This window comes from Nocardia acidivorans NBRC 108247 (genome assembly GCF_001625085.1).
GTDB classification, from domain to species: domain Bacteria; phylum Actinomycetota; class Actinomycetes; order Mycobacteriales; family Mycobacteriaceae; genus Nocardia; species Nocardia acidivorans.
In genome coordinates, this window is the sequence record NZ_BDAW01000012.1 from 200,543 (window position 1) to 214,948 (window position 14,406).

The following is a 14,406-nucleotide window of genomic DNA, read 5'->3' on the forward strand; positions in this document are numbered from 1 at the left end:
AGCGCTAGGAGATCGTGGGAAGCGGCCGGAGCCGTTCGATGCAGTCGCGCAGGCGCAGAGCGATATCGGCGGACGAAAGCCCCAGCTGTTCGGCCACTTCCGAGTAGGTCCGGCCGCCGTAATAAGTGAGAGAGAGGGTTTCGCGCTGTGCCGCGGTGAGCGCGTCGACATTCGGCATGCGCCGTCGAGAACGCGGTGCTGCCGCGGCGGGCCACGCGTCGATGCCCGAGAGGCGGTGCTGCGGCGGTACCGCCCCCGCGCACGAACGGGATTCGCCACGCACCCGATCCACCGCCCGGCGATGGGTCAGCGCCACCAGCCATCCGATCGGACTGTTCGCCCGCCGATCGTATTGGCCGGCGATCTCCCAGACCTGAAGGTAGACCTCCTCGGTTACCCGCTCGGCCGCCGCCCGCGTCCGCACAATGCGCAGCGCCAATCCGAACACCCGGTCGTGCGTGGAGCGATAGAAGCGCACGAACGCCTCACGGTCACCGTGTGCGATGGCCGCCAACAGCCCGATATGCGCAGCATCATCGTCGATCGCCTGAACGAGCTGTTCATCTGCCATAGAGTGCTTTCTCCGTGGGTTCGTGGGTTGGGAGATCGATCCGCCGCGGTTCCTGACTCGGGATTCAAGGCTATCCGCGCACCCGAAGCCCACCGTTCCCGGGGCGCGGTGCCGCCCACCGCACGTGCTGATTCCGGTGGGTTGCGGATGACCCAGCGAGTGGGTCATCCGTCTCCGAACCGAGGAGCCGGGCGGAGTGCTACGCGGCGGCCTTGTTGTACGCGGCGACGACCTGCGCCGACACGCGTCCGCGGCTGGAGACGTCGAATCCGTTCCGGCGCGCCCAATCCCGAATGGCCTGGGTCTGTTCGCGGTCGGCTGCCGGACGGGGCTTGGCGACCTTCTCACGGGACGTACGGGACACCTTGCGGGCGTGCGGCGTCCACTGCTCGAATACCCCGCGCAGCGCGGCCGCGTTGAGCGTGGACAGGTCGATCTCGTAGTCGGTGCCGTCGAGGGCGAACTGCACCGTCTCGACCGCGATGGACGTTCCGTCGTAATCGTCCACCATCTCGACGATGACCTTGCGTGCCATGTAGACAAGCCCTTCTTGTATGGGATCCTGCGAACGACGCGAATCGTAATGCCCACCGCGCCGATGGTCCGACACCGGAGTGTTCGCGGGGGTGCGGGTGTCGCCGTGGACCTGTTCCCCTCGGCCGCATCGCCATGCGATGCGGCCGAGATTCGGGCTGGGTGTTGTTGTATTACCGCCGTATCGGAGTGCCGGCGGTGAAGGTGGCGTCGGCCCGGCCCGCATGATCCTGCCAGGCTCTGATGTAGTCGGCCGAGAAAATCGGGCCGGTGAGGTCCGGGGTGTCGAAGGCGGCGACGAGGGCGGGTAGGTGCGCGATGAGCAGGGCGTGATGGTGATGAAGTTCGGTGGTCAGCTGCGCTGCCCGGTGCGGTGGTATCAGGTCATGGGCTGCGTACCACATCGCATGGACCCGCGGTGATGATGGCTTCGAGGTTGCCGATCCAGTCCGTGAGGCGGTTCACGCGCAGCGCCCCCTGGGCCGCGGCTCGTTGGCGGCAGGTCATCAGCACCCGGTGGGCGGTGTTGGACAGCAGGGGTTTTGCCAGCATCGACCAGAGTGCGTCGCCGGCATCGGAATTGGATTGATCCGCGCGCATGTCGCGGATCTGGCGACCGAGCACGCTGGCGGCGTAGACCGCGACCAGCGCACCGACCAGATCCTGTTGCACCGCATCGCGATCGGCCATGCGCATTCCGGCTCCCGGACGGCGCTGGCGGCTGTAGTTGACCAGTCCGGCGAGTCCCGCGCGGGCGCTGGCGATGGCGGCGTTGGCCAGATCGAGGCGTCCATTGCCCAGCACACTGATCGCCGCGTGGAATCGTCGGCGGGGCGGGAGTGCGCACTCGAAGTGCCCGTCGGCCTCGATTCGAGCCCAGTCACCGCCCAACAGCGCGTCGACGGGAAGCCGGACCCGATGGAAACGCACCATGGCATGGTCCATGGGGGCGGAATCCTTGTCGGGCAGCCTGACCACGTCCACGCCCTCGGCCAGACCGTCCGCGGTGCGCAGCCGGAGTAGGAACGGCAGGACGCCTTCGTCACGCCCGTCCCCGAGCAGACGTGCGGTCACGACAACGGTTTTGGGTACGGTCGGGTCCGCGACATCGGGCATGAATTCGATCGCGGCGGGGGAGGGCGTGGTCAGGATGAACTCCGCGGATTCCGGATCCCAGGTGGCGGTGGTTTGCTGGTCCGCGCCGTTGGTGCCGCCGAGTTCGGTGAGCATCAGCGCACCGAGCGCGGCTCCGGTGTCGAGTTCGTCCAGACAACTCCGCTGGTAGCGCGAGCCGTTGCCGAGAGCGAGGACCGCGCCGATCGCGAGGTCGAAATGTCCGGTCAGGATGAGCAGCAGCCGTGGCGCGGCGACCTGGGCCCAATCACAGAGCGCGCCACGCAATTGCGGATCCGCGGCGATCTCACGGGCCGGATGCCCGAGTTCCCGGATGACCGCGCGCAGGAGGTCGTGGGCGTTCTGTGTCTGCTCCGCGTACGTGGCTCGCTGCGGTAGCGGGCGTGGGTGGGGCCGTCCGAGCGCAATGCGTTGGGCCGCCATTCGACCATCGGCAGCATCGGCAGATCGGCGGGCACCGTCCGCTGCCAGGTCCGTGGATCGGCGGGAAAGTGCACCGGATCGTTCAGGATTCGCACCGCGGTGTGGAAGTTGATGACCAGGGTCGCGGGCACACCCGGAGCGAGCTCGACCGGCACCAGAGAGCCGTAACCCGCGCGCATGCGGTTGTATGCCCGGTGCGTTCACCGGGGTTCGGCTCCTTGCAGGAAGGTCAGGGGCGGTGACGGCGGAAAGGTCACCGGTACGGCCACCGGCGCGCGGTGGAAAGTGCTGGGGTGCCAGGACAATTCCTCGATCGGTACGGCGAGAGCGATCTCGGGCAGAGCGTCCAGGAGTTGATCGATCGCCTCCTGCGCGATGAGAGTGGCGACCGACTGAGCCGGACAGCTGTGCTCGCCCGCGCCGAAGGCCAGGTGTGATCGGTTTCCGGCACGGTCACCGCCGACCGCGGGATCGTTGTTGCACGCGGTCAGGCTGATCACCACCGGCTGATCCGCGGGCAGCCACACATTTCCGATGATCTGCGGTTGGCGCGGAAAGCGCGGGCAGCCGTTGCGCACCGGTGGGTCCAGGAACAGCACCGCGTCGATGGCATCGCGGACCAATAGGGTTCCGCTGAGCAGGTCATCGTGGAACTGGGGATCGGTGGCCATCGACAGCAGCGCGTTGACGATCAGATTCCATGTCGGCTCGGACCCCATCACGTAGAGTTCGGCGACCTGCTCCACCACCTCGGCGTCGTCGAATCCCGCAGGGTGCGTGAGTAATCGCGAGATCATGTCATTCGCGGGAGCATGTCGTTTGGCCGTGACGATCTCCCCGACCGTTTTCCGGATGAGCTGCTCGCCCTGGTTGGCGATCTCCGGATCGGCCGTCTCGGTGAGCACGCTCATCGCGGTGTGGATCATGCGCCGCGAGTCCGGGGGAAACCCGAGTAGTTCGTCCAGCACATGTGTGGTGAGCGGGCGGGCATAGCTGCCGAGCAGGTCGGCCGAGCCCGAGCCGCAGAAACTGTTGATCAGTGGGACCGCGGCCGCCTCGACGGCGGCTCGCAGCGCGTGTAGATCGATACCGTCGATAGCGGTGAGGTAGGCGCCGCGGGTGCGGGATCGCTCGTCGCTATCGCTGTTGGCGGGTCCCCACTCCATTATCGGGAGCACCGGGCAGTCGTCCGGGAGAGCGGACTGCCAGGCTCGATGGTCGGTGGGGAAACGATCGGAATCGCTCAGGACATGTAGCGCCTCGCGGTAGCCGATCACCAGTGTCGCCGGGACTCCGGCGGCGAGGTGGACCTGGGCGGCCGCGCCGTGCTGCCCGCGCAGGTCGTCGAAGTACCGGCGCGGCTCGGCCGCGAACTCCTCCGTGTACAGCCTCATGTGAGTAGGCAAGGTCGTGCTCCTGTGGACAGTGGGAGCGGAACAGTGAATAACGCATGGCCGCGGCCGGTTTCAGGCGCGCAACACCCGGACCGACCGCGGCCGACCTGGAGCTAATGGTTCAGGTCGAAAATTGTCTGAAAGGTACCGATTGCTCTTCGGATGCAGAGAGAGTGAACGTTCCCTTTGTGCCGCAGCGGAATACGGCTCCTCAACTCCTCGACCCGAAACAGCCCTGTTGGCGGCGTGAATCCACGGGTGCGCCGGCGAGGATTCAAACATGTTCCGCTGTAACACGTTTCGTCCACCCGATGATGATAGCTGTGAGTTGTTGCCCACGCAGTACGAATGTGTGCACAGCGTCTCAACCACGGTGAGCGCCCGCGGGTCCGCAACGTTCCAGCAGGGTTGCCGATGGTGGATCGGTCTCGGGCCGCGTCCCGCCCGGCCGTCCCGGTGCCGAGACGCGGTCGACTGGAACCGGTTGCTGAACCGCTCGGTTTCCGGCCGGGTGGACCGGGCGCTCAGTCCTTGCGGGTGGGGCGGCTGACCGGGAGGGCGCGGCCGGTCTCCAGGAGGGATTTGAGGTCGCTGAGCATGAAGGGGTAGCCGCCGCCGAAGCCCTCGGGTTCCAGATCGCCGGAGATGAGGATCGCGATGAGGGGGGCGCCGGCCACGTCGTGGATGACGGTGAGGGCGCAGGTGCCGTCGCCGCGATCGCGAATCTCGTAGCGCAGGTGGGTTTCCGGTTGGGCGAGGAGGTTCTCGTCGCCGAGGAAACGAATGCGCGCGCCGAAGTGGGTCGGTGGGTCATAGGCGGTGACCGTGCCGCGGATGATGATGTCGGGGTCGGCGTCCAGGGCGCGGGGGCCGGAGGGGGCGAAGACCGTGAACGCGCCGCCCACCCGGGGTGCGATCACGCTGCGGCCGCCGAATCCGTAGCGCACGGTCCATTCGGGATCGGTGACCGCCGCCCAAACGCGCTCCGCCGGTGCGGCTATGACGATGCGGTGGATCTGCCGGGTCTCCGGGCGCGCCCGGGAGAGGATGTTCTCGAGGCTCACGATTCCAGATCCTTCTTCAGATCGGTCAGGGCAGCGATCCGCTGTTCGGTGAACTTGTCGATCCAGCGGTCGTGAATCAGCCGGATCGGCACGGGATTGAGGTAATGCAGCTTCTTGCGCCCGCTGCGCACCGCGGTGACCAATCCCGCTTCCTCGAGCTGGCGCAGATGTTTGCTGATGCCGAATCGCGTCATCTCCAGCCCGGATTCCAATTCGGTCAGCGTCTGGCCGTCCCGGATGAACAACGCGTCCAGCAGATGTCGCCGGGTGCGATCGGCCAGGGCTTTGAACACCGCGTCCTCGTCCACACCGATCACTTTATACGAGACCTATCGGTCACATGATCGTTGACATGTGACCATTTAGTCACCTATCTTCGAATCATGAAACGGTACATAGTCCTCTACCTCGCACCCCTCTCGGTCGCCGAACGATTCGCCCGGGCCACACCCGAGGAAGCCGCGAAAGGCATGGAACTGTGGGTGGATTGGAGCAATCGAATCGGCGCCGGGCTCGTGGACGGCGGCAAACCGCTCGGCAATGCCCGCCGGATCACCCCGACCGGCATCAGCGAAACCGATAGCGGCGTCATCGGCATGTCCATCCTCCAGGCCACCTCCATGGACGAAGCCCTGACCATGGTCGGGGACCACCACCACCTGCACTGGGCCGAGCAGTGCGAGATCGTCGTCCTCGAGGAACAGCCCATCCCCGAGCTACAGACGGCTCGGATCGATTCGCCCCGTTGACCTTCCACCGGCACATGGTGGAATACGGGTATGAGCTTTTTCGTGCGAGCCCGATTCGATATTCACGACGGCCGTCAGGCCGACTTCGAAGAGGCCGCGCTCGCGCTGCGGGCGCAGGCGGCCGAGGAGCCCGAGACGCTCCGATACCGCTGGTTCTCGAACGCGCCCGGTAGTTATGTGGCGATCGAGGAGTATGTCGACGCCGATGCGGCAATGACCCACAACGACCGTGGCGCAAAGCATTTGGAGCGCATTTTCGAATGCGCCGAATTGGTCTCCGCCGAGATCTACGGCCCGATCGGCCCCTGGGTCCGCGAGTGGGCCGACACCCGCCCCCAGGTCACCCTCTACGCGGACTTTCCCGACCCGGACCAGCCCAGCGGGCAGATCAGCCTGCGCCAGGACACCGAATCGCCCGCGTAGGTCGAGAGGATTCGGGCGTCACAGGTGGAACCCCGCGCCCGGTCCGCCGCGGCGATCGAGGTCTTCCAGAATCGCGGTGATGCCGGTGCCCGCACCCCAGGACCATTGATTGCCGATCAAGGTTTCGCCCATGACAACCGGGGAACCGGAGTCACCGGGGTACGCGGAGACGGTGGTCAGCAGGTAGGGCCCCGCCGTGCCGAGGGTGATCCCGCAGGTGCGAGCACTGGTCATACCCTGTTTGCAGACCGGCGTGCCGTCCGGCGGCGGTGCGCCGATCGCCCGGACGGTCGTCTCCCCGACGGTCGTGACCGGTTCCACGGTCGATCGATCGAAGACGATGACCGCGTAGTCCAACCCCGGACCGTTCGGCCCGGGCACGACCGGATTGCCGCCGCTGATAAAGGCGACCCGGCCCAGTAGATGCAGATCGGGCACGGTCGCGCCCGGGGCGAGGGCCTCCGATTGCAGCAGTACCAGATCGCCGAGCCACTGCTGATCGCCGTCGTATTCGCAGTGCGCGTTGGTGAGACCGATGAGGTCGCCCCGCGCATCGTGACCGATCGCGGTGAGCGTGCACAGGTAGATGACGGAGTGGTCGGTCAGCGCTCCGCCGCGCAGCACCGCCAGCCCGGTGCCCGCGCCGACCTGCACCCGTGCCCCGATGACGGTCAGACGGCCGTCATCGCTGAGTGACGGGGTTCCGGCGAAGTCCCGGCCGGGACCCGGCCCGAGATCGGCGAGCAGGCGCACCGAGCGGCGATCACGGATGTCCCACAGCTCGATTCGACCGTCCACCACACTGGTGGTCATGGTGCCGACCGCGCTGATGGCACCGGAGTTGGCGGACCAGCCGATTCGGCCGCCGATCACCGCGGGCGGAAGCGACCACAGCCGCAATCCGCCCTGCGTGCCACCGACGGCGACGGTCTGCCCGTCCGCGGCGAAGGCCAGCGCGCCGGGGCTGTCCCGGCAGGGCTGAAAGCTGTTGGCGTCCGGGCACGGTGGTGACGGCGCGGCCAGCGGCTCACCGAGCCGGGTCGGATGCGCGCGGTCGACAATGCTCCACAGGGTGATGCTGTCGCGGTCACCGGTGGCCAGCATGCCGCCCTCGGGATCGAAGGCCAGCGAACGCAATTCGGATTTGCTGGCCACCACCAGTGGACTCCCGATCTGCGCCGGTGGTCGTTGCGCGGTCAGATCCCAGAGGGTGACGGTGGCATCGGCGGCGCCGGTCGCGACGAACGCGTCATCGCCGCCGCCGACCGCCAGCGTCGCGCCGTCGCGGCTCAGGGCCATGGCCTGAATCCGCGGACCCGGCACCGTGATCGGGTCGCTCACGGCCGCCGGTGTCGCGCCGGACGAGAACAGCTGAACGGTGTGCGCACCCGCGACCGCCAGTTGACGGTCCGGCCCGAACGCGATGGTCGACACCGGCCCCGCGCCCGGCAACCGAGCGGATCGCCGTGGTGCGCCGGGGTTTTCGATTCCCCACAGCGTGACACTCGAACCGTCGGTGACGGCGAGCGACTTTCCGTCCGGAGCGATCGCGAGCGCGCTCACCGTTCCCGCTTCGGATGCGGAGAGCTGTTCGGGTCGGGCGGGATCGGCCACATTCCAGATCCGAATCTCGGTACCGCACGCGGCGGCGAGCAGCGTGCCGCTCGGGCTGAATACCGTTGCGGTCGCGGGGTTCCCGCAGTCCAGCGGTGATCCCAGCGGTGCGGCGTGCGCGATATCGGCGACATTCCACAGCCGTACCGCGTGGTCCTGTCCGGCCGAGGCCAGCACCCGCCCGTCGGGTCGATACGCCACCTGATTCACCGCACCGCGATGCCCGGCCAGCGGCGCGGCCAGCGGCAGGTTCTGGGTGCGCAGCAGGCGCGAACGGATATCCGGATCGCCCGGCCGCAGCCGGTCCGCCACCAGTTCCAACTGAGCGGACAGCGACGGATCGCTCGCCCGGACACTATCCCGCCTCGGCCAATGTCGCGACCAGATCGGCATTCTCGCGCTCCTGCGCCGAAAGCCTGGTCTGGGCGTAGGCGGCGATACCGAGCACCAGCACCCCCACGCCCAGCAGCGCCAGCACGCTGCGGGTGGCCAGGGCGAGCCGCCGGGTCCGGGCGCGGGTGGTCTGCGCGGCGGTGAGGAAATCGCCGATGACTCCGCCCGGGTTCCCGCTCACCTGCTCGGCGGTGGCGAGCCGCGCCCCCCGATACAGCAGGGCCGGATCCCGCTGTGCCGCCGCCCATTCGGCGGCATCGAGTTCGAGCCGCTGGCGCATCAGTTGGTCGACCCGGCCCGCGTCGATCCAGGCCCGCAGGCGCGGCCACGCGTCCAGCACGATTTCGTGGGTGAACCAGACGATTTCGCGCGCGGGCCCGCCCTCGGGCTCCGCGCCGTCCGGCGCTGCGCCACCGGCCACGCCCACCGAGTCCGCGGTGATCAGCCGTGCGTCGATCAGACGGTCCAGGACCGCGGCCGCCGCATCGGAATCACCTGTGCGCGTGAGCAATTCCGCGCGCGGCACCCGCCGCCGGGTATCGCGGCTGTCGACCCGACGGTGACCAGATGAAGCAGCAGTTCCCTGGCGGCGGCCTGTTCGGCGGGATTGAGTCCCTGCCACGCCTGTTCGGCGGTGGCGGCCACCGATCCGGCGACGCCCCCGGCCTTGCGATAGCCCGCCACGGTCAATCGAGCGCCCGACCGGTGCTCCCAGGTGGCGGCCATGACATGGGAGAACAGCGGCAGTCCGCCGGGATCGTAACTGCGCCGATCATGTCCCGCGCCGAGACCGCACAGCTCGGTGACGACCAGTTCGGGCAGCCCCGGTTCGAGATTCAGACCGGCCGCTCGGGCGGGTCCGGTGACGGCCTCGCCGAGCTCCCGCACGCGCATGGGGCCCAGGGCGTAACAGCGCGTGTTGATCGCGTCCTCGAGCACCGGATAGGCGAGGCAGTGCGGATAGAAGTCCGCGCGCACCGCGAGAACAGCCGTGGTGCGGGTGTTTTCGTGCAGGGTGGCGAGTCGGCTCAGGAATCGCTCGCGTTCGGGTTCGTTCTGGCAGAGGGTGAACGTCTCCTCGAATTGGTCGATGACCACGAGGTCGGGGCGTTCCGCGTTCTCCTGCGCGGGCTCCAGCAACTCGGCGAGGGTTTCGGCCGGTCGATTGCCCGGGGTCATGGTGGCGACGCTGCGGTCCCGGTCGGCGCGCAGGGCCGGGATCACGCCCGCGTGCAGCACCGAGGATTTACCTGCGCCCGAGGCGCCGAGGACGATGACCGGACCCGCGCCGGGGCCGTCCATCGTCCGGCGCAGCAGTTCGGTGATCTCGGCGGTGGCTCGGGCCCTGCCGAAGAACCATGCGCTGTCGTCCGGTCCGAAGGCGGCCAGGCCCGGATAGGGGCAGGCGATGTCGGCGTCGCCGCCGCGGGCCTGGGCCGCGCGCCAGATCGCGCGCCACGCGGGCAGTTTGATCAGTTCGGGCGCGGGTGCGCCCGCCTCGGTGGCCGATTCGATCAGGGTGAGCAACACCGGCAGCAGCGAATCGAACTCGGCGGGAACGGCTTTACCGGCCCGCCAATCGCTGATCCGCTGCACGGTGGCCGTGGTGCTCGCGCCGGTGGCCGCCATCCGCGCGGACGCGGCGGTCGCGACCGATCGCAGGGTCGGGTTTCCGGCCGCGTCGAACAGCGCCGTCAACCTCTCGGCGAAAACCCTGCGCGGCGGGACATTCGCCCGCCGTCTCGGGACCTCGCCCGTACCGCTCGACACGCGCCCATGATCTCCCGAAATCCGGTCTCGACCAAACCGCTGGTCAGCGGCGGGACATCGCGGAGCGCGGTGCGCCGAGGCGGCGTGTCGCGTCTACGACTATTGAGTCGGCGGTACCCCCGCGGCAAGGCCGAGACCGCCGAACTGTTCCGCGGCACCACCCTCATCGAGCCCGGTCTGGTCCCGGTCGCCACCTGGCGTCCCGAACTCACCGATCGCCCGATGGCGGTGGCCGAGGCCGAAAGCGCGTGGTGCTGGCGGGAATCGGCCGCAAGTCCTGAGCCGGCGAGCGGTTCGGATCAATTGACGGTGAAGGCGGATCGAACGAATTCGTCCCGCTTCACCGCCTCGACGAACGCCGAGTACTCATGCTGGTCGAACCGGAGCCGCGCGGTGCCGGCGGTCGGCGCGTACTCCGGCGCGGCGCGGAATTCGTAGTGCCCGTCGGTGGTGTGCGCGATCAACAGGATGCGCCGCACGGGCGTGCCCGCCCGGATCGCCTCCTGGATGACCTCGAATTGGTCGTGGTCGAAGCTCAGACATTGGTCGAGCGGGACGCTGGTGTGCGCGGTGTCGACAGTGGCGAGCTTGTCGTCCCAGACCAGGGTGCGGTGGTCGTCCCGGTAGACCATGACGCATGCCTGTTGCGGAGAGCTGGAGCTGGCCTTGCGGAATTGTCCGGCGGTGGGTGTCGACGGCATGGAGGATCCTTTCGAACTGCGCGGACGACAACCGTTGTCGCCCGCACATCTATCTGTTCGCGCTAGGGGAGGGTTCCGATAGCAGCGAAGTTGCATGGACGGGCGTAATCGGTGGTGTCCACCGGTTGGTCGGGATGCCAGTCCGTGGCGTAGGTGATGCCCGGTTCGACGAGTTTCCATCCGTCGAAGAAGGTTTCGAACTGTTCGCGGGTCCGCAGGGTGACCGGCGTGCTGGTGTCGCTGAAGACCGCCGCACCGGCGGCGACCTGCTGTTTGATCTCCATGCCCGCGTCCTGGAGGGATACGTGCGTCATGGCCAGCGCACTGCCGGGTACGACCGCGGTGCGCAGCCGGGCCAGCAGCGCCGCGGGCTCGGCGGCGTCGGGCACCCAGGGCAGCACCGAAACCAGGAGCAGCCCAACCGGTTCGGAGAAATCGATCAGCCGCCGGGTCTCCGGATGTTCGAGAATCCGTGCGGGATCGCGGAGATCGGCGTCGAGCATGACGGTGCTGTCGAGCAGGTCGTTCGCCCGCAGCAGATCTCGGGCCCGATTGATCGCCTCCTCGTCATTGTCGACATAGACCACGCGGGCGTCCGGGGCCAGTTCGCGGGCGACCTCGTGGGTATTGCCGCCGGTCGGCAGTCCGGAGCCGATATCGAGGAACTGGCGAATGCCGCTGTCGATCATGTATCGCACGGCGCGAGTGAGGAATCGGCGATTGTGCCGCGCCCACAGCGGATAGAAGGGAATCTCCTCGTAGAGCCGGTGGATGAATGGCAGATCCGATTCGAAGATCACCTCACCGGTGATCATATGGTGGTAGATACGCGCCGGACTCGGCTTGTGGGTGTCTATCGGACGGGGCTCGAAGGCATTGCTGGACATCGTGTTTCCTCTGCGATCAGGGCTGGCGATGAACGGTGGGGCGGCTGCGCAGGCCGCGAACGAGGTGTTCCATGAACTGACGGGAATCGGCCGGGCCCAGGGCGGTCATGGCCAGGCGGTTGAAGATGCGGTCCCGGATGCCGACCGCGGGTTTGTCATCGATGTAGCGGATCTCGCCCTGCGCCTCCACGACCACCATCTCGAGATCACCCGCGGTGCCGGGGGAGGGCACCCGGACCAGGATGTAGCGGTCCTCCATCCCCGCACCGGGGGCCTGATGGGTGAACGGCATGACCTGGAGCTGGATATTGGGCCGATGGGACAGCTCGATGAGGTGGCCGAGCTGATCGAGCATGACGCCGTCGCCGCCGTAGGTCCGGCGCAGACAGGATTCGGAGAGGATGGCATGGAATTCCGGTGCGCCGCGCTTGAACAGGATCTGCTGGCGCGCGGTGCGGGCCTGTACGTAATCCTCGACCGTCACCGCGTCCGGATCGCCGGGATCGGGCTGGAAGGGCTCGTGCAGTGCGCGGATATAGCTCGGATGCTGGAGTAGTCCGGGCACGATCTCCGCGCCGGTCTCGCGCAGTCGATCGGCCACATTCTCCAGATCGACCAGGAGCCGGAGTTCCTCGATATAGGCGCGGCGATATCCCGAGTTCCAGAACCCGCGGCGGTGGCTGTCCTCCTGCAGGTCCAACAGGATTCGGATGTAGTCCTCATCGGAGATGCCGAGCTTGCGGGCCAGGGCTTCCAGTGCCTCGGCGGTGAGATTGCCGGTGCCCGCGATCGCGGCCGCGATACGGGATTGACTGACCCCGATCAGCTTGCCCGCCTCGGCCTGGGTGGTGCGGGCACGCCGCAGCATCGCGTCGATCTCTCGGCCCAGCAGCACTTTTCGCGCGGTTCTCGCCATGGCTCCCCACCGTATCGGGCCGCTTCGCACAGAGCCGCTTCAAGTTTCGCAAATCTGATTATCAGGATAGATTATCGGGCACGATTATTACGCGGAAGTGGCCGAGCGTGATTCCGAACCGTGACCGGCCGGTTACGCGTGAGCTAGCCGAGAAGGGCGGGGCCGCAATGGATGTCACCGACCCCGAGGCCGGGCACGGCGCACCGCGAACCGGGGGCGACTGGGCCGGGCGGCTGCGGGCGTACCGGCGTACTCGATTGGGGCTCAGCCGTGCGGATTTCGCCGAGCTGGTCAATGCGCAGGCGCGCCGGCTCGGTATCAATGCCGCGTGTTCGGAACGGCATATCGCGCGCTGGGAGCTCGGCGAGGTGCGGCGGCCGAACAAGACCTATCGGGATTTGCTGGCCGCGGTGGGTGCACCGGATCCCGATGCCGAGATCCTCGCGCCGAGTGTCCGGTCCGAACCCGCGCCGATGTCATGCGCCACCGACGCCGCGCCCGGAACCGATGTGCGGGAGGCGGATCCGACATTTCTGGAAGCGCTCGCCAGCGCCGTGGTCGGCTCGCCCGACGTCCTGATTCCCTGGCTGCCGACTCTCGGCGAGCCCGCACCCGAGACCCCCTTCGCGGGCCCCGAACCCGATCACCATTTCGTGCGCGACGCCACCGCCCGATTGCGCGAGATCGATCAGCGGCACGGTGGTTCCGCGGTCGCGGACGCCGCCACCAACCTGCTGAAACTCGCCACCACACTGCTTGCCCGCTATCGCGGCGAGGCCCGCGAGCATGCGATGCTGATCGCCGCCGCGGATCTGGCGCGCCTGCTCGGCTGGGCCTGCCACGATGTCGGCGATCAACATCGCGCCCGCCGATACGCCACCATGGCACTGCTTTTCGCGCGCCGGGCCGGTGCGGACAGTCTGGTCGCCTCGACCCTGTACGTGCTGGGCCGGATCAGTCTGATCGAGCACGATCCGCGCACCGCGCTGCGCATGTTCCAGCTCGGTCAGTTGCCCGCCCAGGACGCCGCCAATGGCGGGGAATCGGCCCGCCTGTACGCGAACGAGGCATGGGCGCACGCCATGATGGGTGATGCGAGCCGCATGCAGTTCGCGCTGGCCCGCGCCGAGGACGAGATCACCCGCGTCGGGGATCTGGTGGATCCGTGGACCCGGGTCTTCTTCAGTCCCGGTGAGTTCACGGGGATGCAATCGGTGATCTACAACGAGTACGCGCTCACCGCGAGCGGCCGGGCCGCGGAGGAGTACACCGTCAAAGCCGTTGCCAGCGCCCGGGAATCGCTGGCCGCGTACGCGCCGGGACGACCGGCTCGCAGCATTCTGTTCGACAACATCACCATCGCCACCGGGGCGTTCCGCCTGCGCCAGATCGATGAGGCGATGACATTCGCCAATGCCTCGCTCAGGTTGACCAGCGAGGTCGACAGCGGGCGGGTCGCCGATCGGCTCGGCCGGATGGCGCACGTGGCCACCCTGACTTCTCCGCGCTCGGATGTCCGCGATATCTGTCAGGACATTCGTCAGGTCCTCGATACCGCACCGCACCGGGCGCGATCCCCGATCGAACCCCGGCTCGCCTCGGCCTAGCACCTCGCCATCGGTCCAACCTGACATTTTCCGTCCAACCTGACATTTGTCGAATGTCAGGTTCGGCGCGGCGGATGTCAGGCCCGCCGCCGCCCGCACGTGCATCTGCCCTGTCGAATGTCATTGCCGCAGAAGCCATTTCCCGGTTGACTCGATATATGACCACAGGTGCTGCACATACCCCCCGCCCGGGCATGTGACGCTCGGCCGGAACAATCGCGGGAGC

The 14,406-nt window shown here is 67.8% G+C and carries 14 protein-coding genes and 2 pseudogenes; 3 read left to right on the forward strand and 13 right to left on the reverse strand.

Features of this window, described 5'->3' with window-relative positions:
• Nucleotides 1-4 precede the first annotated feature (4 nt).
• The 8 genes and pseudogenes from NA10_RS06970 to NA10_RS07000 form a co-directional block, all read right to left on the reverse strand.
• Nucleotides 5-571: a sigma-70 family RNA polymerase sigma factor gene (locus NA10_RS06970; protein WP_169812540.1), complete on the reverse strand. Its 567-nt coding sequence runs from the start codon at nt 569-571 to the stop codon at nt 5-7.
• Nucleotides 572-770: 199 nt separating this feature from the next.
• Complete coding sequence (locus NA10_RS06975; protein ID WP_067564773.1) at nt 771-1,106, reverse strand: histone-like nucleoid-structuring protein Lsr2; 336 nt, start codon at nt 1,104-1,106, stop codon at nt 771-773.
• A 172-nt stretch (nt 1,107-1,278) separates the two neighbouring features.
• Nucleotides 1,279-1,509: a hypothetical protein gene (locus tag NA10_RS06980; RefSeq protein WP_067564775.1), complete on the reverse strand. Its 231-nt coding sequence runs from the start codon at nt 1,507-1,509 to the stop codon at nt 1,279-1,281.
• Nucleotides 1,490-2,662 (reverse strand): acyl-CoA dehydrogenase family protein, encoded by a 1,173-nt coding sequence (locus NA10_RS39350; RefSeq protein WP_067564777.1) that lies wholly within the window; start codon nt 2,660-2,662, stop codon nt 1,490-1,492. Before NA10_RS39350 ends, NA10_RS06980 begins: the two co-directional genes overlap by 20 nt.
• A pseudogene (locus NA10_RS39430) lies at nt 2,611-2,859 on the reverse strand (cytochrome P450); the annotation flags it as partial. The pseudogene NA10_RS39430 and the gene NA10_RS39350, both read right to left, overlap by 52 nt.
• A 3-nt stretch (nt 2,860-2,862) precedes the next feature.
• A complete protein-coding gene (locus NA10_RS06990; RefSeq protein ID WP_157556149.1) occupies nt 2,863-4,056 on the reverse strand; it encodes a cytochrome P450 family protein in 1,194 nt (397 codons plus the stop codon).
• A 524-nt stretch (nt 4,057-4,580) separates the two neighbouring features.
• Entirely contained in the window at nt 4,581-5,120 is a 540-nt protein-coding gene (locus NA10_RS06995; RefSeq protein WP_169812541.1) for an SRPBCC domain-containing protein, read from the reverse strand.
• Nucleotides 5,117-5,428, reverse strand: a complete 312-nt coding sequence (locus NA10_RS07000; protein ID WP_067564924.1) for an ArsR/SmtB family transcription factor — start codon at nt 5,426-5,428, stop codon at nt 5,117-5,119. The genes NA10_RS06995 and NA10_RS07000 overlap by 4 nt, the downstream gene beginning before the upstream one ends.
• 75 nt (nt 5,429-5,503) lie before the next feature.
• On the opposite strand from NA10_RS07000, the gene NA10_RS07005 reads away from it, so the two are divergent.
• Together NA10_RS07005 and NA10_RS07010 are read left to right on the forward strand one after the other, a co-directional pair.
• Entirely contained in the window at nt 5,504-5,869 is a 366-nt protein-coding gene (locus tag NA10_RS07005) for a YciI family protein (RefSeq protein WP_067564780.1), read from the forward strand.
• A 30-nt stretch (nt 5,870-5,899) separates the two neighbouring features.
• Complete coding sequence (locus tag NA10_RS07010; RefSeq protein WP_067564796.1) at nt 5,900-6,292, forward strand: putative quinol monooxygenase; 393 nt, start codon at nt 5,900-5,902, stop codon at nt 6,290-6,292.
• An 18-nt stretch (nt 6,293-6,310) separates the two neighbouring features.
• Here the strand turns inward: NA10_RS07010 and NA10_RS07015 are convergent, their stop codons facing one another.
• From NA10_RS07015 to NA10_RS07045, 5 genes and pseudogenes are all read right to left on the reverse strand, one after another.
• Nucleotides 6,311-8,218 (reverse strand): hypothetical protein, encoded by a 1,908-nt coding sequence (locus NA10_RS07015; protein ID WP_169812542.1) that lies wholly within the window; start codon nt 8,216-8,218, stop codon nt 6,311-6,313.
• Nucleotides 8,219-8,261: 43 nt separating this feature from the next.
• A pseudogene (locus tag NA10_RS39435) lies at nt 8,262-9,928 on the reverse strand (nSTAND1 domain-containing NTPase).
• Between the two features lie 440 nt (nt 9,929-10,368).
• Nucleotides 10,369-10,770: a hypothetical protein gene (locus NA10_RS38525; RefSeq protein ID WP_067564805.1), complete on the reverse strand. Its 402-nt coding sequence runs from the start codon at nt 10,768-10,770 to the stop codon at nt 10,369-10,371.
• A 62-nt stretch (nt 10,771-10,832) separates the two neighbouring features.
• Nucleotides 10,833-11,657 (reverse strand): SAM-dependent methyltransferase, encoded by an 825-nt coding sequence (locus NA10_RS07040; RefSeq protein WP_067564809.1) that lies wholly within the window; start codon nt 11,655-11,657, stop codon nt 10,833-10,835.
• 16 nt (nt 11,658-11,673) lie between these two features.
• Nucleotides 11,674-12,573 (reverse strand): helix-turn-helix domain-containing protein, encoded by a 900-nt coding sequence (locus NA10_RS07045; RefSeq protein ID WP_067564811.1) that lies wholly within the window; start codon nt 12,571-12,573, stop codon nt 11,674-11,676.
• Between the two features lie 167 nt (nt 12,574-12,740).
• Here NA10_RS07045 and NA10_RS07050 point away from each other — a divergent pair, with 167 nt between their 5' ends.
• Nucleotides 12,741-14,180, forward strand: coding sequence for a helix-turn-helix domain-containing protein (locus NA10_RS07050; protein ID WP_067564813.1), 1,440 nt, complete (start codon nt 12,741-12,743; stop codon nt 14,178-14,180).
• Nucleotides 14,181-14,406 lie beyond the last annotated feature (226 nt).